The following is a 21048-nucleotide window of genomic DNA, read 5'->3' on the forward strand; positions in this document are numbered from 1 at the left end:
AAGGCTTAACTCCGATTCAATATCGGAATCAAGCCTTAAGTAAAACGATATAAAACTAACGTCCAGTTTTAGGGGTTAGCTTCAAAATTAATCTGAGTGGCTTATTTGATATATTTTTAAATTTCTCCATAGCGATATCTGAACCCGATAAAAAGTGCCTTTTAGTATCCAACTTCGTCTTAAATTACCAGTTTTAACCTGTGTTCAGACTTACGCCTTTAGCTTATATGTTTCCAAAACATTTTTAGCATTCTTCTTAACTTCATTTTAAGTTTACCAACAGATACCTGGGCATTAACATGCTTGGCAAACTCTTCAAATTGGCTGTTGTCAAAATCGACTATCATAACGTAAAAGGCAGCTAAAATCTTCTTCTCGTTCAACGTATTAGTTGTAATACCTTTGCCACTATCTTTAGTTTGGTTTCCTAAAAATAGTTTACTAAACATGTAATTGTCCATTTCGGGTATTTTTTCGTCAAGGTTAAATTGACGGCTATTGTTTGCCATTGAAACAACATAATTAGATTCGTCTACATCAAATGGATCTACTAGCGTTCTCCAATAACATTCATTTTTTAATTCATATGAATCCTAATCATTACTATAGTTAGCCTGAATATCAGTGATTGTGCGCCGTTGTCTTCTAATTGCTTTTTGCGTGTTTTTAAATCCTTGTCACGCTCTGCAATCTGCGACTGCAAAGACTCGTTAGTCTTATTCAGTTCGTCAATCTTGGACTTTTAGTTTTCAACATCGGCGCCATGTAGGCTCATTACTTTGTCAATTTGTTCATCTGTTAAATTTAATTTTTTTAGTTCTTCACGTTTCATTTATTTGTTTCCTCTCTCACTTCTTTTTACGTGGGGCGACCACATTCAAGGTATAAAAAATAAGCCTTTTTACGCCATGCTTGGGGGCACAAAAAAGCAGCTTAATTGCTGCTTTAACTTCGAGTTATAAATTTTTGTCTTCTGGCAAACCATATTTTTTGTTTGCCGCTCTTATTTGCTCTCTCAATTTTTTGTGGTGTTCATTATCAAAAGCTGATTTAGGTAGGTTCCTAGCAAACTCGATTAGTTCTTTTGTCTGCTTTTTTTCTTCCTCAGTCTCCGGATGGTCTCTTCCAATTACCTTGCCACCACTAGGTAAGTGCCAGCGCAGGTCTGAATAGGCTCTTTCTTATTCAATTTCATCAACCTCCAATATTATTTGTTCACCTTTGGTATAACCTTTTAGAATTTTGAATTTTCTGTTACGTCCAAATAGTACCTCCTTTTCTTCTGCTAATCCATAATCTGATAAATCAACGCCATTTTTGCTATTTCTAATAATAATTTGAACGTTATCATTTTTATCGTAGATTGCTTTTCTTGCAGAAATGTAACTGGGTTCTACTAATATTGCACCTGGCTTTTTTTAAAAAAATCAGTCAGTTCTTCTTCGTTCCAAAAGTTTAGTGAACGGTGCAATGGCTTGTTCGATTGATATTTAGGTAATTTACTAAAAGCTTAATAAAGGTTTGCAATATTTTCCTTATCATAATCATTAATTTTAAGCTTTTTCGTAATTTATCATTAATCTTATAAGACCAAAATGAAAGAAACTTTGCTAAGCCTTGTTTTTCCTGTTCAATTAGTCCAATTTTTATTTCGATTTGTCGACTGTTACCACCATATTCATATTGATTTTTCCATTTATTTAATGTCGTATTATCAACATACCATTTTTAAAATATTATTCCACTTTGCACAATCAGAAAAAAAAAGTCATAATAAGAACTATTAGAATATTATCTTGATATTTATCATAAATATCAAGATAATGTGTATTCTTTAAAAAGCTATATGGAAGTATACCTCCTACAAAGCAAAGACATAAACTTGATAAAAAAGTTGCTAACGTAAAAAGCAACCGAGCACCCAAGAATATTTATCAACTTATCTATTGTATCTAAATTTTTCATTCTGCATATGTCCTGTGAAACTCAAACTTATGCCAATAATTCTGCTTTTTTAATGATTTTTTTCAAATCATTTAGCCATTTTTTTGTCTCATCGTATGCTTCCGTAAACTCAGGAATAACATCATTTAAATAATCTTCCATTTTAGGATTATCTATTGCCAGTTGATCCGTTTCATCTGCAAAATAATCTTGAATAGTGAATGTATACATATAGAGTTCTTTAGTATTAAATGCATTTTTTAAGACATTAATTGCTTTTTTTTCACTTTTTTCAATTTTGCCCTACTTCTTTACTGGCTTATAGTTTACTTGCTATAAAGCTGTAGCACTGACCACATCTGAAATCCATACATCATCTTTAGGGTCATCTGCCATAAATAACGTTTCAGGTTGATCATCTGACTCGTCTTCTATCTCATTAACAAAAATTGTACGTTTAGTTCCACCTTTTAAAGTAAAAGTTACATTTCTAGCACGAAAATTACCTAAAATCTGTACTAAAGTCATTTTATTTGGACCTATATATGCTACCTGATTAATTGAATCTATAGTTACCATTGAACATTATCCATTTTAGGATATAGTTCTGATAATTTTTTACCATCAATTTCAAAGTTCAATACTTCATTAATATTTTTGAACTTTTTAATATAGTCGCCACTGCCTAGTTCACGTCTCTCAGAAAAGTCAGGTGCATTTGGGTCAGGTTCCAATAACCAATGCCGATTATTTAAAGTGAACTCTATTTCGTATCCTGTTTCAATTAAATCCCTAAACTGAGCCAAACTCTTAATTTTGCTTATTATTGTGCCACCTCCTTAAGTTCTCAATTTAGTTTTCAGTTAATGGTCTACAGTTCTTCTATATAATCTTATTTTACCACGGGTTTTATCAAATTGTTTTACCCAAAAGCGTACATGTGGTACGACATTATGCATTTTTTTATTGCCATGGTCTGTTAAGTCTAAATCTTTGTCAACATAGCCTGTTTCATCATAATACCTATACTCAACTAGCTTATCGTTACTTAATCTACCAATCACTGATAATGGCTTACCTTTAGTCGACATGTTATGCGCTTCTTTTATAGAAGGAACAACTTCTTCGTATTTATTAATACGGTTTTGTTCTTTTTCTTTAATACATCTAATTTCAATTTGTTTGTTTCATTGCTCAAAGGACATGTTTCCAACATATTCACCCTTGCCCGTTTCAGGGTTATGTGCCCATCTTTCAGAGCTATCAAGCAATAGCATTGTCGTACATCTATAATATGGATGTATTAAGGGGTTATTCAAACCTTCAACTTTATCTTTTAAGTCAAAGACTTTTTCATCTAAATGAGCGCATTCTTCACACGTATGCGCTTTTAGTGTTGGTAAATATTGAAATTGCTAATTTCTTGATTTAAAGGCTGTAACTGTTTGCCGCTTCCCATATTTATGCACCTAGTGATACTTCGCTGTGTCTAGGTTTAATTCTTTGTACGATCGCCTCAATGCAATGAGTCTACAGTTTAGATCAGTAGAATATATCGGGGTTATTTGATCAGGTGGTACAATTGCTTACCTAAATTATCTTTTTTCATCTATTCAGTAATGTAGCCATACTATACTGGCATTAGTCGCATCTATAACTAGCTCATTCAACCTTAAGCCAAAGTTGTCACCCAGCGTATTTTGTTTTGCTGATTAAGCTTATCGTCGTCAACGTCAATCGCTGGCGGTTCAGTGGTCAGATAGCTTGCATCTTGGTCAACTAACAACTGGTGAAAGTTAGAACTGATTCTGTTATCTACTGGTCTGGGCGGGTTCTTACTTTCTTTTTCAGTACCCTCATCTTTAGTTTTTGATTCAACATTATTTTGTTTTTATTCAAAAACACAAATACTATCTTTTTTAGAAACAACGCTGCCCACGTATCACCATTTATCTTTACAAAGTGAATGAAAATCAGAAACATTTTACTGTTCCCACTAGAAAAAGTTTAGAACTTTATTTGGGTCACAAAATTCTTGAATCAACTGACTCTTCTTCATCAGAAAAAATGATTTATACTCAGCTTTTTAGCTCTTCTAATATTGAATAGAGATAGTCTGCAACGCAAAATGCTTATTAACAAATTAAGTTCGTTGAAATACAACTATAAAGATGAACCAGCATTTTCAAAAGACTTTAATGAATATAGAAAAAAAGCAGCATTATCAATAAGCTGTATGCCAATAAGCGTTATCTGTTAAATAAATATTTAACTCTCAAAGGGCGACTTTTGAAATACCTTTAGTATACCCATTTTTTATTCTTTTTGATACTTGACATTCTATAAGAAATCCTTCTGAAAAAGAGCAAATGAATAGAATCAAGCTTTATAACCAAATCTGTTTTCGGTATTAAAAAAAGCCAGTGAAAGAAATTACTTTTACTGGCTTCTCTTTGTATCAGCGTCACAACTGTTAAAATTATCCAAAATTAATCTTATAATTAAAAGACTCTGACATTATGTAAATATTTATATTGCAATCGAGTTCCAACTATTGCTACCAATGCTCCTAACAAGTTTGCTTCTAACCAATTGATTGAATTGCCCTTGAACAGACACACTGCAACCCATGGTACAATGGCTATCAGATAGCCGCGCGCAGCCGTCATTAATAAAGTACCCCACTTAAAGCCTTTACTTATATTATTTGTAACAACTTTATTGTGTAAAAACCTTTGAAATAGAACTGTACCCAATATTATTAAAATAGTAATTAGAACAAATTGCCAAGCTTCAAATTTAACTAAGATGAATTCTTTATATGAAAAATGATTTGCCAAAAGCGCAAAGCCACATGCAATATCAAAGAAAAAGCCGTGGCTAACATAACCCTTTTTGCAACTATTAACACTAAAGTCAACAGCATTTTTGCAGGTCTTTCCTAGTGATTCCTTTTGCCTGTCAATGACTTGATGATTAGTTAGGTAATGATACTGACAAGTTATTCCAATCAAAGCCGTAAATAGGCCAACTAGCAAAGAAATAAAGAAATTAAATCTTCCCTGAGTATGCATACTGAGAGCTAGTAATGGTGCGTTTCCTATTACAAAAGACCTCACTCCAGTTGATATCAAACTAGTATTTACGAAAAACGATGTCATCTTTTGGAAATTAACCTTGTGTCGCAAGAAGTTTTGGTAACGAATTACGCTAATGATTGCAACAATAGCTAACAATACAAATAGCCAGTCAAACCAAATAATAGAAAATAAAATTGTAAAAAGATAAAGGATGCCATAAATAACGAGATCACCAATATGATTCGTAGAATTATCAGCTAAAGCAAAGTTATGTTCATGGCGAGCAATATCACGTATAGCTTCACCCACAGTCTCTTGCTTAGAAGTGTGATTTTTACTCATTTTTCCTCCTAAATTACGCCCTAACTTGATAAGAATAATTTTAAGTTGGTTTTAATTAAAGTCAAGCTTTATTTTAAAAATAATTACCTTGCCAGAACTTATCTTAGCGAAAGTTATAATTCTGAATCTCCTTTAAATTACAATTCTTAAGTTTTACTCAAGAGTAGATTTTAATTTTTATGCTTTGCCCCGTTGCTGTTAAAATACAAGCGAATATAAATTATAGGTAGGGATGTGTTTTGAATATTAATTTTTGGATATCTTTATTATCTGCTCTAATACTAATACTACTTATCTTTAATGTCAGAAATTCACGGCGTTTCAATCTATTCGATCACTGGCTGCACCACAAACTGATTAGAAGACGTGATGGCATTGGCTGGCAAATAATTGCATTTATTAACGATCCTAAGCTGCTGGTTGTTTTGGATGTATTTTTAGCAAGTTTTTTAATTAGTAATAATGAAAATTTACTTGCCTTCTGGGCCTTATTTACATTAGGCTTTACCGATTTGATTGGGATCTTTTTAAAAAAATGGATGCGCAGAAAACGTCCAATTCTGCATTCAGATTTAGAAGACGGTTATAGTTTCCCTAGTGGACATGTTTTAGGAAGTACTGTCATGGCTTTAATTATCTGGCACCTCTTTGCAGGCCAACTAGGAAACAGCTTGCTGTGGGTTTTGCTGATAATTTGGCTCATGGTGGTCATTTCCCGTATCAGTCTTAAAGCCCATTTCCCATCGGACATTATCGGAGCAACATCGCTTGCAGTATTCTGTTTTAGCATTTCGCAACAATTATTACTAATGATTATTTAAAAAACAGCTCTCAACTAAAAAAGTTAGAGCTGTTTTTTGCATACAAAATTATTTTTATCTTATACAGAAGAAAAGCAGACTATCTGCTATTGAAAAATCATAAATCATCAAAGCCTATCATTAAACTTCCCTCTTCGGCATAAAAGGTACAAAGCCCTCTCATTGAACGAATTACTATTTCTGCTTGAGGGTAACTTGCTAAAATTTTTTCTTTTAACGTTTGGGCATCTTTTTCATTTCTACAATGATCTATGATTAAACGGCCTCCTTGGTATTTCATTTCGGCCATTAATTTCAGAATTTCTTTAAAAGCACGCTTTATTCCTCTAACTTTTGATAATGGCTCTAATTTACCTTCATCACTGGCGGTGCCAACCACATCAATATTTAAAACTTTTGCTACTTTGGCAACAGCCATGTTTATTCGGCCATTTAGGGCTAAGTTATGGAGCGACTTTAATACAACAAGTAAATGTGTATGTGTCTTGTAATCTGAAATTTTTTGCTCTAAGTCTACGAAACGGGTCTTACTATTAACTAACCTTTCAATTTCCCGCAAAATAACAGAAATTTCTGGTCCGGCCGTTCTGGAATCAACTACAAGCACATGACTTCCTGGATGATCTTTTTCATAAATTTGTTTTGCCTGAAATGCAGAGGAGAAGCTTCCGCTCAAACCACTAGTAATCGTCATAATGATCGCTAATTCTGATCCCTTTAAAGCATTTAGCCATTGATTAATACTAGGGCAAGATGTTTTGCCTTCTTCAGTGTTCTTTTCCATACTAGCAATAAAATTATCAATATCAAGATTTTCGTCATCGACAAAATCTTGTCCGGCAATCGTCATTGTTAATGGTACGACAATTAAATCATCATTCATTCTGTCGTTTGAACCAGAGTCGATTATTAACTTTACTTTATCCATATTTTATGTCCTTATAGAAATAAACTATCCTTTTTAAAAAATATATAGCTAAATAATAAATCAAACCTGCAAAAAAAGCGACAAAAATATTTTTAATATTTTTTAACATTAGAAATCGTTTACAAATGTTTACATAATCACAAACTTAGGCTAAAATTTGTGATGTAGATATGGAGCTTATGCTCCACTAATGTATGTACTTACACAAAATAGTACAGCATTTATTATTTAGGAGGTTTTTAGATGTTAAAATCAGTCATTGAAAATGTTCATGCACTGGAAATCTATGATTCACGTGGTAACCCAACTGTTGAGGCTTTTGTAACCTTATCAAATGGTGTCGTTGGTAAAGCTGAGGTTCCATCAGGTGCTTCAACTGGTGAAAATGAAGCAGTTGAATTACGTGATGGTGGCAGCCGTGTAGGCGGCAAAGGTGTTTCCCAAGCCGTTGAAAACGTAAATACTAAAATTGCTGATGCTTTAAAGGGTTTGGATCCACACGATCAGGCAAACATTGACCGCGTAATGATTGAATTAGATGGTACCCCTAACAAAGCCAAGCTTGGTGCTAACGCCATTTTAGGTGTATCTATGGCTACTGCAGCTGCTGCCGCAAAAGACAGCCACCAACCTTTATACAGATACCTTGGCGGCACTGATCTTGAAATGCCTCAAACTTTCCACAACGTTATTAACGGTGGTGAGCATGCTGACAACGGTATTGACGTGCAAGAATTCATGATCACTCCAGTTAAGAAGACTTCATTCCGTGATGGTTTTGAAAAGATCGTTAACACTTACCACACTTTAAAGAAAGTTCTTGAAGATATGGGTTACGAAACTGGCCTTGGTGATGAAGGTGGTTTTGCTCCTAACATGAAGAACTCTGAAGAAGCTTTACAAGCTTTACACGACGCTATCGTTAAGGCTGGTTACAAGCCTGGTGAAGACATTGCCATAGCTTGTGACTGTGCTGCTTCTTACTTCTACAACAAAGAAGACGGCAAGTACCACTTCGAAGGTAAAGTATTTAACGATGAAGAATTAGCTCAATACTATGATAAGTTACTTGACGAATTCCCAGAATTAATCTCAATTGAAGACCCATACGATGAAAATGATGTTGACGGCATGATTAAATTTACCCAAAGCCACAAAGACAGAATTCAAATTGTTTTGGATGACTTCATTTGTACTAATCCTAAGCTTTTGACTAAAGCTATTAAGGAAGGTGCCGGTAACGCTTCATTGATTAAGTTAAACCAAATTGGTACTGTTACCGAAACTTTGGAAACTATTCGTCTTTCACGTAAGAATGGTTACAACACTATGATTTCTCACCGTTCAGGTGAAACTGGTGACACATTTATCGCTGACTTTGCCGTTGCCGTTAACGGTGGTCAATTGAAGACTGGTGCTCCAGCTCGTTCAGAGCGTGTTGAAAAGTACAACCGTTTACTTGAAATCGAAGAAGAACTTGGCGAAGGCGAGCGTTTAGCTACTTTCCCAGACAGCGTTGATAAAGATTAATTTATCAATTCAAAAAGTCTGCAATAATTGCAGACTTTTTTTGTGCCTTTTTAAGCTGATAACAAAGTGGTTACTCATTACCTTGTTTAATTGCTTTTAGGTAAGTGGTTTTTGAAATGTAGTCAATTTTTCTGACATACTGACCTTTGTGGTCAATCCTTATATATTGCCTACCTGGTTCATAACCACCCACTCTCTTTATTTTATATGGCAATTTTTTACCAGTTTCTGGATCTATTGCTTGAACATTTAGATACTCTTGAGTATTACCCGGAACTTTCGCATAACTTATAGCTTCGTCAATTGTGGGATCTGCTCTATCAGTCCATGAATTATGGTTTAAAGGAATTTGGTTAGTGATAATTAAAAAACAAACATATATTGGTACTAACATTTTTTCAAACATGGTATTTCCTTTCTGCTTGCCTAAACCTATACTTTTGGTTCGATTTTTAGAACTTCTATTTATTTACAACTTTTGAAAATTTTTTTAGAAACATATTGAATTTCCTTAACATACTGGCCTCTATGATCAATTTTTATCTATCCCAAACTAGGATCGTATCCTCCTACCCTATTTATTTTATAGGGATGCTTAACTTCCAGTTTGAATCGTATGCTTGCAAGTTATAATATTGTTGAACATTTTGCGGTCCTTGAGCATAACTTTTGGTATCCGGAAGCGCAGGGTTAAAGTAATCCAAAATTTCATTATGAATAAAAAAGAAAACAAAAGAAAGCTGTAATTGTTAGCAATGAAACTAAAAGTATCTTTTTAAAGGACATGGGACTCACCTGATTAAATTAGGTATAACTGCATACATCCGACAGACTTTGGAATAATTATAATTGTTTAAGAGAAGTGTACTAATACACTACTATACCTAGTGTACACTATTTTGGGATTTTTTAAAACAAAATTGGGTATAAATTTATAGCAAAAGCGGTCTTTTTATGCTACTTTAATTAAAGTATTAAAACTAAGGAAGTAAAATTATGTCGGAAAAAATCACTGGTTTAACTCAGGCCCAAGCAGATAAACTTTTGCAAAAAAATGGCTTAAATGAGGTACCGGAACCCCAGTTCAATTTTTTTAAAGAGTTTTTGTCCAAGTTGTGGAATTTATCAGCCTGGATTCTCGAAGCTGCTCTACTTTTGGAGTGTATTTTGGGCAAATGGATACAATCTCTGTTTGTTCTTTTAATGCTTCTTTTCGCTGCTTGGAACGGGGCTTCCAAGAAAAAGCAGTCTAGACGCGTTTTAAATAATATTTCACACAAACTGACCCCTACTATTTCTGTTCAAAGGGACGGTCAATGGCAAAATATTGACTCTAAATATTTAGTCCCAGGAGATTTAATCAGTATGCAAGCTGGAGATGTTTTAGCAGCAGATGTAAAACTAATTGATGGCCAAATTTCTACCGATGAGAGTTCAATTACTGGTGAAGCCAGAACCGTCCGCAAAAATCCCCAAGATACAGCCTACGCGGGAACTACTGTTACGGAAGGCAACGGCCTTGCAGTTGTTACGGCTACCGGAGCTAATTCACGGTCTGGTAAAACAATTAATTTAATTAATAATTCCGCTGCTCCGGGTCATTTGCAACAATTACTTACTAAAATCATTTACTATTTGTGTATTCTTGACGGTATTTTAACTTTAATAATTATCATTGCTTCTTTCTTCAAAGGAGGAGACATTAATAATCTCATTAATATGCTGCCATTTTTGGCAATGATGTTTATAGCTTCCATTCCAGTGGCAATGCCCTCTACGTTTGCACTTTCCAATTCATTTGAAGCTACTCGTCTAAGTAAAGAAGGCGTATTAACTTCAGATTTAACTGGAATTCAAGATGCCGCAAACCTAAATCTGATTTTACTTGATAAAACTGGCACCATTACCGAAAATAAAACAGCAGTTGGTCAATGGACAAATTTCAGCTCATTTAGTGATAATGAGGCTTTAGAACTGGCTTCAGCAGCTACAGATCAAAGAAATAAAAAATTGATAGACACTGCGATTGATGAATACATAAAAAAGCAGGGTTTAACCGTCAAATCAGGTTCTGACTTTACTCCTTTTACCTCTAGTACAGGCTATTCAATGGCAAATTACAACGGTCATAATATTAAACTCGGCTCTTTTAAACAACTTTCATTAATTGACAATAATGCAAACGAAAAAGCTAAGGAAGTTGATTTTAGTGCCGGTCGTTCAGTCGCTTTATTAATTGATGATAAATTAGCCGGTGTTTTCATCTTGCAAGATATGGTGAGATCTGATTCTAAAGAAGCCTTAGGTGAACTCAAAAAACGTGGAGTGAAACCGATTATGTTAACTGGCGATAACCAAAAAACGGCCGTTGCAGTTGCTAAACAGGTTGACTTGCAAGGTGAGGTAATTTCTATTCATGATTTTACTGATCAAACTGATACTAGTAAACTAGCTGGAATTGCAGATGTTTTACCAGAAGATAAATTGCGCATGGTTAAATTCTTTCAAAAGCAAGGCTATATTGTGGGGATGACGGGTGACGGTGTAAATGACTCGCCAGCCTTAAAACAAGCAGAGGTTGGAATTGCCGTTTCGAATGCGGCAGATGTTGCAAAAAGATCAGGCAAAATGGTTCTTTTAAATGACGGTTTATCTTCAATAGTTAAGATACTTGATGCCGGACACAGAGTTTACCAAAGAATGACGACTTGGTCATTAACCAAGCTGGCCAGAACTGCTCAACTAACCATGCTATTGACCTTTGGCTATTTATTCTTCAACTATATTCCAATGGCCTTAAACGCAATGGTTATTTATACTATTATGAATAATATGGTGACGATGATGATCGGTACCGACAGAACCCATATCACATATAAACCTGAAAATTGGAATATGGCAAAATTGGCTAAGATTGCCTTTTCATTAGCTTTCGGCTGGACGGTAATTGGAATAGCAGGTATTGCTTATCTTAATACTCATGGCTGGAGCCATGGCACCATATCAACAATGGTCTATGTCTATTTAGTTCTAAGTGCAATGTTTATTGTCCTGATCACCAGAACTAAAAAGTATTTCTGGCAAGATTACCCTTCTAAAGCTGTTGGCTTAACCCAATTAGGTGATGTTCTCTTAACTGTCGTTTTAGCTTTATTAGGAATTGCTATGACGAAAATTAGCTGGACGAATTTGCTACTCACTTTCGCTGTTGCCCTAGTGGCTGCCATACTGATTGATCTCTTTTACCAACCAATTATGAAAAATCGCTAATTAAATAATTTTTAAAAACCTGGTAATGAAAAAACTCCATCACCAGGTTTTTAGTTTTGAATAGATTGCTATTGTGATATTTGATAACAATTTTTTCTTTTATTTAAGTAGTTCATAAACATATGAGGTTTCGTTAAGACGGTAAGCGCCATGCAAATAACCAACTTTAGAAAAACCCATCTTTGCAATCAAATGTTGCATGGCTTTATTGTCTTCGTGAGTATCAATTCTGATTGAGTCAATATCGTCCCTGTTGTTTTTAATATCATTGATAACAGCCTGTAACAGCTTGGTAGCATAGCCTTTACCAGAATGCTGAGAATGAATTGCCACACGATGAATAACCACATATTTATTAGTATCAGCCAACCATTTGCCATCTAAATGATCATAAACATGGTCTGGTCCGTCCACTATGGCAATAGCACCAACTGTTTCCTGGTCTTCAGAAACAGCCAAAAAGGCCCAGCCGTTTTCAATATCTTCTTTAATTTGTGCTTTTGACGGATAATCTCCTTGCCACTGATCAACACCACGTTCAGCCAGCTGATTGGCTCCATCTTTTAAAATAGCGATAATTCGGTCAAAATCGGCCATTGTTGCTCTTCTTAATTGCAAATTACTCTATTCTCCTTTTTTAAAAATACTGTATCATTATATATACTTGACTTTGTCTTGTAAAAAATTTGCACTCAAAAAGAGTATAAAAGTTTTCATTTTTCAGAAATCGCTTTCCTTAAATTTTAAGTTTTGCGTCAGCAATTTATTTTAGTCATGAAAAAAGTGCCCCTAATAGTTGACTTTATGGTCTAACTATTAAGAGCACTTGAGATAAAAGCAGTATTTAATTGTAATTCATGAATTCACCATAAATTGCTAGCTTTTGGTGATTTTAAGCACCATGATATTTAACGAGTGAAAATACGTCAAGTCCTGGTAATTTTTCTTTTCCCTTCAAATCTGGTAATTCAATATAAAAAGCTGAACCCACTAGTTCTCCACCAAGATTTTCAATTAGCTCTTTACATGCCCTTAAAGTTCCTGCAGTAGCAAGTAAATCATCACAGACTACTACACGCTGACCAGGTTTAATAGCATCTTTATGAATTTCCAAGCTGTTTGAACCGTATTCCAGATCATATGAAGCCCTTTCGACTTCCCGCGGTAATTTATGCGGCTTTCTAGCTGGAACAAAACCAATACCCAACTCTGTAGCCACAGGGCAACCAACAATAAAGCCACGGGCCTCCGGACCAACAATTACATCAGCATTTTTACTTTTAACGTATTCAGCTAACTTATGAGTAGCTGCTTGAAACAACTTGCCATCCTGCAGAACAGGGGTAATGTCACGAAAGATAATACCCTTATTAGGGAAATCCTTAACACTTGCAATATGTTTCTCAAAATCGTTTGCCATAAGAAGAAAAAACCTCCAAAACTTAACTTTCTTGCTAAAGCTTACTCGACCTTAATATTCTAACAGATTTTGAACTTAAAAGCATTAAATCCGTGAGAAATTAATGTTGTTTTAATTGCTCATTCACGTACATTAGTAATTTTTGACTTGGCATCTGTCTTAAATCAGTTATAAATTTAATTTGGGAATTAGTTGCCCTAAAATAATTAGAATCTGTTAATCTTCTTTTTATGGGATTGGCAACGCCAAATATTCTATCATCTTCTAATTTGACAAATTTTAGTTCAAAAAACACCCGCAAAATGAAAAGAATCTTATCATAAGTGATTTGTAAAAATAAACCTACCGCACGATAATCGGCTACAGCCAAACCAGGGTGAGAATACACGTATTTCAGCAGCCTCACAAAATCAGCTTTTAGCGGTAGCTGCTTAACAGGCAATTGATCCATAATAAAGCGCAAATAAAGTTGGTCGTAATTATTAGTTAAAGCTAAATTAAGTTCCTGCAGATTACGGGGAGCATCAAGAAAAGCAGCTACTTCACCCTCATTGTTATAATCATTTACCAAAGTAATTTTAGCTGGATCAATATCATACAGGCTAGAAGCAATATTTTTATTTCTTTTATCAAAAATCAAATACCTATCGGCAAATCCCATTATGTATTTTTCATTCCGCAAATCAATAACAGGTGCAGGAACTGCTAATTTTGGCGCAGCAAAAATAATGCCCTTGATTATTCCTTGTAGTTTTATCTGATTACGATAACAATTTTCCTGCAGCTCAATAAATATTTGATCTACATATGGTAAGAGGATCTTGGTCAAATATTTTTTGTTAAAGCCGACAACATCAATATTCTTATTATTTTTTCCAATATTTAACTTAATATGGTTTTTTTCTTTTCCCATGTAAAAGCAGCTATTTATTGCGGGATGCAATATGCTGAAAACAGGAGCCACATTATCGCTGCCAAAAGGACCAGCCTTTTTAATGTCAGTAATTATTTTCAAGTCAAGATTAGAAAAGGATAATTCACAATCATAATAGCGAATATTTTGATTATAAATTCCTTTAAAACTTTTCTCGAAAGTGGCACGCAATGAAGTTATCTTGTCTTCTGTCATTGACAGACCACAGGCAAAGTCATGACCGCCAAATTTGAGAAACAGTTTATCTTTCAAAGGTTCTAATGCATTAAAAAGATTAAAACCGTCAACTGATCTCCCAGAACCTTTTATGATTCCCTTGTCATTTTTAGTCAATACTATAGTTGGTTTGTGAGTTTTTTCTACCAGTTTATTGGCGACTAATCCTAAAACGCCTTCATGAAACTTAGGATTATATAAAACTAAGGTTTTCTTTCTTTCCCAGCTGTTATTTTTAATTTGATTGAGACAGGAATTGTAAACTTTACTAGTTAAATTTTTACGTTTAGCGTTTAATTCTTCAATTTTATCTGCAATCTTTTCTGCCTCATCATCAGTTTCACACAAGAGAAGGTCTACAGCTAAACTGGCATTATCCAGTCTGCCAACCGCATTCAGTCTTGGTGCAATATTAAAACCAACATCTGTTTCATCTATGTGTCCCATTTGCAAGCCAGCTTTTTTTATTAGAGCTCTCAAACCTGGTCGCTCAGTTACGTTGAGCATTTTAAGACCCCGCTTGACGAGAATGTGGCCTTCTCCTGAGACTTTAACCATGTCGCCGATTGTACCAATCATTGCCAGCTCCAGTAATTCTGGCATTGAATCTTGCATCAAGGCTCGGCTAATTGTATAGGCAACACCTGCCCCGCAATAGTCATCAAACGGATATTTTTGTCCGGGGTAATTACAATGAACTAGGGCATAACTTTCAGGCACTTTATCTTGAAAGTTATGGTGATCAGTAATTATTGTATCAATGCCCATACTTTTAGCATAGTCTACTTCTTCAACCCCTGTAACACCATTATCAACAGTAATGATTAGTTTCGTACCGTCTGCCGCAATTTTCTTGTAGGCATCAAGATTGGGACCGTAGCCATCTTTAAAGCGATCAGGAATGAAGAAATGAACATCGGCTCCTAAAATTCCCAGCGTCTCCATCATGATACTGGTGGCAGTAATACCATCTGCGTCATAATCACCATAAATAGTAATTTTTTCACCTGCATCAATTGCCTGGTTAATCCTTGTAACAGCTTTTTGCATATCGTGCATTAAGTACGGGTCTGCTAAATCGTCTTCAGTTGCATTAAACCAAAATGCAAGTTTTGCGTCAGTATTTATTCCGCGCAAAGAAAGCAGCTTAGCCGTAAGCGGACTAAGCTGATACTTTTCAATCAATTCTGGAGCTAATTTTTCACCCTTGCGCTCACGCCATTCAATCATTAATTAATTCAGCCTTTTTATTTTCCTACTATTTTGAATTTAAATCATCATCATTCATTTTTAAAACTGCCATAAAAGCATCTTGAGGAATTTCAACATGCCCTACAGCCTTCATCCGCTTTTTACCCCTCTTTTGCTTTTCTAGTAATTTAGCTCTTCTATCAGGGTCTCCCGTGTGAATTTTCCAAGTAACATCCTTGCGGTATGGCTTAACAGTGGCACGCGAAATTATTTTAGCACCAATTGCTCCCTGAATATCAACCTCAAAGTTTTGCCGCGGAATTAATTTCTTAAGCATCGAGGTCATTTGTCTTGCTCTATTTTGTGCTTCATCCCGGTGGGCTATGAAACTTAAAGCATCAACAACTTGCTTATTCAACAGAATATCAATTTTAACTAAATCTGTTGCGCGGTAACCCGTAATTTCGTAATCAAGAGAAGCATAACCCTTAGTAGAAGACTTCAAATCATCAAAAAAGTCATAAATAATTTCGGCTAATGGCATATTGTAAATTACGTTAACCCGATATTTGTCTAAATAGTCCATTGTCACAAACTCGCCCCGTTTGCGTTGACATAATTCCATCACAGGACCGACAAAATCATTCGGCACCATTACTTCTGCTTTAACAAAAGGTTCCTGCACTTCCTTATATTCACCTGCAGACGGTAAATCAGAAGGATTATCAATTACTTTTGTGGAACCATCATTCATAATTGCATGATAATCAACAGAAGGGGCAGTCATAATCAAGTCTAGGTCAAATTCCTGTTCAAGTCTTTCCTGCACCACATCCATGTGGAGTAAACCTAAAAAGCCGCACCTAAAGCCAAAGCCTAAAGCGGTTGAAGTTTCAGGTTCAAATTCTAGAGCAGCATCATTGAGCTGCAATTTTTGCAAAGCTTCTTTAAGATCATCATATTTAGAGTTGTCTACGGGATACATACCTGAATAAACCATTGGTGGTATTTGCCGATACCCAGGTAATGGCTCAGCTGTGGGATGTTCCGCTGCAGTAATTGTATCACCAACACGAGTTTCACGAACGGACTTGATGTTAGCCGTTAGGTAACCAACATCCCCAGCAATCAGAATATCCTTTTTAACCGGATGTGGACTAGAAACTCCCACTTCAGTTACTTCATACTCTTTACCCGTATTCATGATTTTTATTTTATCGCCAGGTTTAACCGTACCTTCTTCAATCCTGACAGAGAGAACTACCCCGCGATAGTCATCATATTTTGAATCAAAAATTAATGCTTTAAGTGGGTTTTGCAAATTACCCTGCGGTGCCGGAATGTCTTTTACGATTCGTTCAAGCAACTCCTTAATGCCCTGACCAGTTTTACCAGAAACTTCAACAGCGTCGGATGCATCAAGTCCCAGCATTTCTATAATTTCTTCTTTAGCTTGCTCTGGGTTAGCCGAAGGCAAATCGATCTTGTTTATTACAGGCAATATTTCTAAATCATCATCAATTGCCAAGTAAGTATTTGCCAAAGTTTGGGCTTGTACGCCTTGCGAAGCGTCGACTACTAAGAGCGCACCTTCACACGCGGCTAAAGAACGTGAAACTTCGTATGAAAAATCCACGTGTCCTGGTGTATCAATTAGATGAAAAATGTAGTCTTCGCCATCTTGAGCATGATATTTAATTTCAACCGAGTTCATCTTAATGGTAATACCGCGTTGGCGCTCAAGCGGCATATCGTCTAACATCTGATTTTTTAATTGGCGTTCAGATACTGTATCGGTCAACTCTAAAATACGGTCCGCAATCGTTGATTTTCCATGATCAATATGAGCAACAATGGAAAAGTTGCGAATGTGTTTTTGATAATCTTGTAATTTTTTTATATCCATAAATAATTTGCACCCTTTACTCTATCTTTATTATTATAGCAAATTCAACAGACTGTATAAAACTAAATAAGAAACATGCCAAAATTAAAGAGCTAATTCCTTGATATTTTAGGAATCAGCTCTTATTCAAATTGTCAAAAATGTTAATAATACTTGACTATACCGTGTTTATCAGGTTTTCCATTTTTTGCAAAAAGTTCCATATACTTGTAAAATTCTTTTTTTGTCCATTGAGGTGCATCCGCCGATATAGTTATCCCGGTATCATTTTTATTCCAATATTTATAACCCTTAGGACATTCTAACATTGCAATTTTTCTTTTCTTTTTATCAAAAAGATCTAATCAGTTAAGTCATGATAACTTGATTATCACTGTAATTTTTCTTTTAGTCTTTCAAAAAAACCTTTTTCTTGCGGTGTTATTGACCCACCACCTGCTTTGACAAAATCAATTAGAGCCTGTTTTTGCTTCTCATTAATTGATTTTGGAATTTGAACTTGAACGGTGGTAATCTGATCGCCGTTACCGTTGCCACGCAAATACGGAACACCTTCACCGTGTATGGTAAATTCCTTATTTGGTTGAGTGCCTGCAGGAATCTTTAGCTTCTTTTCGCCATGTACTGTTTTAACATTAATCTCATCGCCTAACGTTGCCTGAGCAAATGAAATTGGAACGGTCGTATAGATAGTTGTACCTTTACGCTCAAATTCCTTTGATGGTTTAATCCGATAATTGATGTACAAATCACCGTAAGGACCACCATTTTTACCAGCTTCGCCTTGACCTTCATAACGCAATTGCTGACCATTATCTATTCCAGCGGGAATATTGACTTCAATGGTATTCTTACCGTCAATTACGCCATTACCATGACAAGTCTGACAAGGATGTTCAATAATTACACCTTTTCCATGGCACTTGTCACAAACAGCTTGCTGTCGAATCACACCTATCAGAGATTTTTGAGTTATGGTCATATAGCCTGAGCCATGACATTTATCACAAGTTATAGGATGTGTGCCTTTTTCAGCACCATTGCCCCCACAAGTTGGGCAGGTTTCACTCCGAGTATACGAAACTTGTGTTTTCTTACCCGTAATTGCATCCATAAAATCAATAGACAACGTATAATCTAAGTCTTCACCGCGAGTTGGCGCCGTGGGATTTACATGATGTTGACTCTCACCATTGGCACCACCGAAGAAATCATTAAATATATCGCCAAAATCACCGAAGCCACCAAAGTCACCGTATCCTTGACCAGCACCACCGAAACCTCCTTGACCATTGACTCCGGCAGAACCAAATTGATCATATTGGGCTCTTTTTTGCTTGTCATGTAATACTTCATAGGCTTCGTTAACCTTTTTATATTTTTCCTCAGCACCAGGCTCATGGTTTAAATCGGGGTGATACTTCTTGGCAAGTTTGCGATAAGCAGAGGTAATTTCTTTATCACTGGCATTGCGATCTACTCCCAGCACTTCATAATAATCTTCTTGTGCCATCTATAAGCTCCTTAACCTTACAAAAGAAAAGAACTACTTTTCCTGGCAGTTCTTTTCTAATTTATTCAATTATAAACCCTTTACTTATCTGGGTCTACCTTATGAAATTCACCTTCACCTGCAGAACCATTATTACCATCTTGTGAACCAGGATTTTGTGGTCCGGCTTGAGGTCCAGCTTGTCCTTGTGCACCTTGAGCTCCACCATTAGCTTGGTACAATTTGACTGCTAAGTCTTGTGCAACCTTGGATAATTCATCCTTCTTAGCTTTCATTTCATCCAAATTGTTGTCTTTTTGAGCTTTCTTTAAAGCATCAAGTGCATCTTGAACTTTCTTAGTATCATCATCAGAGACTTTGCCTTTGACATCTTTCAAGGTCTTTTCAGTGGAGAAGATTAATTGATCAACTTCATTACGTAAGTCGACTTCTTCTTTCTTCTTCTTATCCTCTTCCGCATGTTCTTCAGCTTCTTTTTGCATCTTCTTAATTTCTTCATCAGATAAGCCGGATGAACTCTTGATAGTAATCTTTTGTTCTTTACCAGTTCCCATATCCTTAGCAGAAACATTAACGATACCGTTCTTGTCAATATCAAAAGTAACTTGAATTTGTGGTACACCACGAGGAGCTGCAGGAATATCAGTTAATTCAAACCGTCCTAAAGTCTTATCATCGGCTGCCATTGGGCGTTCACCTTGCAAAACGTGAACGTCAACAGCTGGTTGATTATCTGCAGCAGTTGAGAAAATTTGGCTCTTTGAGGTTGGAATAGTTGTATTCTTTTCAATAAGTTTGGTAAATACACCACCCATTGTTTCAATACCAAGTGATAATGGAGTTACATCAAGTAAGACAACATCCTTAACGTCACCTGAAATGACACCACCTTGAATAGCAGCACCTAAAGCAACAGCTTCGTCTGGGTTAATTGAGTGATCAGGTTCTTTACCAGCCCACTTCTTAACTGCATCCTGTACAGCAGGAATTCGGGTAGAACCACCATTTAAAATCACCTTGTCAATGTCATTAACTGTTAAATCAGCGTCTTTTAAAGCATTATCAAATGGGATCTTGGTCTTTTCAACTAAGTCAGAAGTTAATTCATCGAATTTTGCCCGAGTTAAATCGGCTTCAAGGTGCAATGGGCCAGATTCACCTGCAGAAATAAACGGCAGTGAAATATGGGTTGCTGACACACCAGACAAATCTTTCTTCGCCTTTTCGGCAGCATCCTTTAATCTTTGCAAAGCCATCTTATCTTTTGAAAGGTCGACACCATTTTCATCTTTAAAATTCTTAATCAGCCAATCAATAATCTTATTATCAAAATCATCACCACCAAGGTGGGTATCACCATTAGTTGACAATACTTGAAAGACGCCATCACCTAACTGCAGTACGGAAACATCGAAAGTACCACCACCAAGGTCGTAAACTAAGACTTTTTCATCTTCTGCGTCTTTGTCCAAACCATAAGCAAGTGAAGATGCAGTAGGTTCATTAATAATTCTCTTAACATCTAAACCAGCTATTTTACCAGCATCTTTGGTAGCTTGGCGTTGAGCATCATTAAAGTATGCAGGTACGGTAATAACAGCATCAGTTACTTTCTCGCCTAAATAATCTTCAGAGAATTTCTTGATGTACTGCAAGATCATTGCTGAAATTTCCTGTGGTGTATAAGCTTTATCACCAATTTTAACCTTGTAATCAGTTTCACCCATGTGACGTTTAATAGAAGAAATAGTATTAGGATTGGTAATTGCTTGTCTCTTAGCAACTTCACCAACTTGGATTTCTCCATCTTTAAAGGCAACTACTGAAGGGGTAGTGCGATTTCCTTCTGGGTTAGTAATAATTTTGGGTTCTTTACCCTCCAAAACGGCAACTGCTGAGTTAGTAGTTCCGAGGTCAATTCCGATAACTTTTGACATTGATATGCTTCCTTTC

17 protein-coding genes and 1 pseudogene are annotated in these 21048 nt (G+C 35.7%); 3 read left to right on the forward strand and 15 right to left on the reverse strand.

Translation table 11 applies throughout. The features are described from left to right. Positions 1–218: 218 nt before the first annotated feature. The 7 genes and pseudogenes from H3R29_RS03690 to H3R29_RS03720 form a co-directional block, all read right to left on the reverse strand. Positions 219–509, reverse strand: coding sequence for a hypothetical protein (locus H3R29_RS03690; protein WP_198202188.1), 291 nt, complete (start codon positions 507–509; stop codon positions 219–221). A 1483-nt stretch (positions 510–1992) separates the two neighbouring features. Next, positions 1993–2175, reverse strand: a complete 183-nt coding sequence (locus tag H3R29_RS03695) for a hypothetical protein (protein WP_232352213.1) — start codon at positions 2173–2175, stop codon at positions 1993–1995. 102 nt (positions 2176–2277) lie between these two features. After that, positions 2278–2472: a hypothetical protein gene (locus tag H3R29_RS03700; RefSeq protein ID WP_198202187.1), complete on the reverse strand. Its 195-nt coding sequence runs from the start codon at positions 2470–2472 to the stop codon at positions 2278–2280. 44 nt (positions 2473–2516) lie between these two features. Then, on the reverse strand, positions 2517–2750 hold the full coding sequence (locus tag H3R29_RS03705; protein ID WP_198202186.1) for a hypothetical protein: 234 nt from the start codon (positions 2748–2750) through the stop codon (positions 2517–2519). A gap of 57 nt (positions 2751–2807) precedes the next feature. Beyond that, positions 2808–3035 (reverse strand): hypothetical protein, encoded by a 228-nt coding sequence (locus tag H3R29_RS03710; RefSeq protein ID WP_198202185.1) that lies wholly within the window; start codon positions 3033–3035, stop codon positions 2808–2810. 581 nt (positions 3036–3616) lie between these two features. Beyond that, positions 3617–3784 (reverse strand): annotated as a pseudogene (locus H3R29_RS09240) (phage portal protein); the annotation flags it as partial. Positions 3785–4445: 661 nt separating this feature from the next. After that, positions 4446–5366 carry a hypothetical protein gene (locus tag H3R29_RS03720; RefSeq protein WP_198202184.1) on the reverse strand — a complete coding sequence of 307 codons (921 nt, stop codon included), beginning with the start codon at positions 5364–5366 and terminating at the stop codon, positions 4446–4448. A gap of 245 nt (positions 5367–5611) precedes the next feature. Between H3R29_RS03720 and H3R29_RS03725 the strand changes: the two genes are divergently transcribed. Beyond that, positions 5612–6187: a phosphatase PAP2 family protein gene (locus tag H3R29_RS03725; protein WP_370448802.1), complete on the forward strand. Its 576-nt coding sequence runs from the start codon at positions 5612–5614 to the stop codon at positions 6185–6187. A gap of 97 nt (positions 6188–6284) precedes the next feature. Here H3R29_RS03725 and H3R29_RS03730 read toward each other — a convergent pair whose 3' ends face one another. Beyond that, positions 6285–7115: a DegV family protein gene (locus H3R29_RS03730; protein WP_198202183.1), complete on the reverse strand. Its 831-nt coding sequence runs from the start codon at positions 7113–7115 to the stop codon at positions 6285–6287. Positions 7116–7358: 243 nt separating this feature from the next. On the opposite strand from H3R29_RS03730, the gene eno reads away from it, so the two are divergent. Continuing rightward, positions 7359–8645 (forward strand): phosphopyruvate hydratase, encoded by a 1287-nt coding sequence (eno, locus tag H3R29_RS03735; protein WP_046324981.1) that lies wholly within the window; start codon positions 7359–7361, stop codon positions 8643–8645. Positions 8646–8715: 70 nt separating this feature from the next. On the opposite strand, the gene H3R29_RS03740 is transcribed toward eno, so the two are convergent. Beyond that, entirely contained in the window at positions 8716–9051 is a 336-nt protein-coding gene (locus H3R29_RS03740) for a hypothetical protein (RefSeq protein WP_122026145.1), read from the reverse strand. Positions 9052–9641: 590 nt separating this feature from the next. Between H3R29_RS03740 and H3R29_RS03745 the strand changes: the two genes are divergently transcribed. Next, a complete protein-coding gene (locus H3R29_RS03745; protein WP_198202182.1) occupies positions 9642–11915 on the forward strand; it encodes an HAD-IC family P-type ATPase in 2274 nt (757 codons plus the stop codon). Between the two features lie 99 nt (positions 11916–12014). Here H3R29_RS03745 and H3R29_RS03750 read toward each other — a convergent pair whose 3' ends face one another. The 6 genes from H3R29_RS03750 to dnaK all read right to left on the reverse strand — a co-directional run bounded on the left by H3R29_RS03750 (position 12015) and on the right by dnaK (position 21032). After that, positions 12015–12533 (reverse strand): GNAT family N-acetyltransferase, encoded by a 519-nt coding sequence (locus H3R29_RS03750; protein WP_198202181.1) that lies wholly within the window; start codon positions 12531–12533, stop codon positions 12015–12017. Positions 12534–12807: 274 nt separating this feature from the next. Further along, positions 12808–13335, reverse strand: a complete 528-nt coding sequence (locus tag H3R29_RS03755; protein WP_046324984.1) for an adenine phosphoribosyltransferase — start codon at positions 13333–13335, stop codon at positions 12808–12810. A gap of 100 nt (positions 13336–13435) precedes the next feature. Continuing rightward, on the reverse strand, positions 13436–15712 hold the full coding sequence (recJ, locus tag H3R29_RS03760) for a single-stranded-DNA-specific exonuclease RecJ (RefSeq protein WP_198202197.1): 2277 nt from the start codon (positions 15710–15712) through the stop codon (positions 13436–13438). Between the two features lie 31 nt (positions 15713–15743). Further along, on the reverse strand, positions 15744–17582 hold the full coding sequence (lepA, locus tag H3R29_RS03765; protein WP_198202180.1) for a translation elongation factor 4: 1839 nt from the start codon (positions 17580–17582) through the stop codon (positions 15744–15746). Positions 17583–17952: 370 nt separating this feature from the next. Then, positions 17953–19095 (reverse strand): molecular chaperone DnaJ, encoded by a 1143-nt coding sequence (dnaJ, locus tag H3R29_RS03770; RefSeq protein WP_198202179.1) that lies wholly within the window; start codon positions 19093–19095, stop codon positions 17953–17955. Between the two features lie 80 nt (positions 19096–19175). After that, positions 19176–21032: a molecular chaperone DnaK gene (gene dnaK, locus H3R29_RS03775; RefSeq protein ID WP_046324987.1), complete on the reverse strand. Its 1857-nt coding sequence runs from the start codon at positions 21030–21032 to the stop codon at positions 19176–19178. Positions 21033–21048 lie beyond the last annotated feature (16 nt).

It is taken from the genome of Lactobacillus sp. M0393, assembly GCF_016102025.1.
In the GTDB taxonomy this organism is placed as follows: Bacteria; Bacillota; Bacilli; order Lactobacillales; family Lactobacillaceae; genus Lactobacillus; species Lactobacillus melliventris.

What these genes read in the sequence shown, in the direction of transcription:
- H3R29_RS03690 (WP_198202188.1), bottom strand. Translation starts at nt 509, where the DNA reads ATGGCAAACAATAGCCGTCAATTTAACCTTGACGAAAAAATACCCGAA.
- H3R29_RS03695 (WP_232352213.1), bottom strand. Translation starts at nt 2,175, where the DNA reads ATGTATACATTCACTATTCAAGATTATTTTGCAGATGAAACGGATCAA.
- H3R29_RS03700 (WP_198202187.1), bottom strand. Translation starts at nt 2,472, where the DNA reads ATGACTTTAGTACAGATTTTAGGTAATTTTCGTGCTAGAAATGTAACT.
- H3R29_RS03710 (WP_198202185.1), bottom strand. Translation starts at nt 3,035, where the DNA reads ATGTCGACTAAAGGTAAGCCATTATCAGTGATTGGTAGATTAAGTAAC.
- H3R29_RS03720 (WP_198202184.1), bottom strand. Translation starts at nt 5,366, where the DNA reads ATGAGTAAAAATCACACTTCTAAGCAAGAGACTGTGGGTGAAGCTATA.
- H3R29_RS03730 (WP_198202183.1), bottom strand. Translation starts at nt 7,115, where the DNA reads ATGGATAAAGTAAAGTTAATAATCGACTCTGGTTCAAACGACAGAATG.
- eno (WP_046324981.1), top strand. Translation starts at nt 7,359, where the DNA reads ATGTTAAAATCAGTCATTGAAAATGTTCATGCACTGGAAATCTATGAT.
- H3R29_RS03740 (WP_122026145.1), bottom strand. Translation starts at nt 9,051, where the DNA reads ATGTTTGAAAAAATGTTAGTACCAATATATGTTTGTTTTTTAATTATC.
- H3R29_RS03745 (WP_198202182.1), top strand. Translation starts at nt 9,642, where the DNA reads ATGTCGGAAAAAATCACTGGTTTAACTCAGGCCCAAGCAGATAAACTT.
- H3R29_RS03755 (WP_046324984.1), bottom strand. Translation starts at nt 13,335, where the DNA reads ATGGCAAACGATTTTGAGAAACATATTGCAAGTGTTAAGGATTTCCCT.
- lepA (WP_198202180.1), bottom strand. Translation starts at nt 17,582, where the DNA reads ATGGATATAAAAAAATTACAAGATTATCAAAAACACATTCGCAACTTT.
- dnaJ (WP_198202179.1), bottom strand. Translation starts at nt 19,095, where the DNA reads ATGGCACAAGAAGATTATTATGAAGTGCTGGGAGTAGATCGCAATGCC.
- dnaK (WP_046324987.1), bottom strand. Translation starts at nt 21,032, where the DNA reads ATGTCAAAAGTTATCGGAATTGACCTCGGAACTACTAACTCAGCAGTT.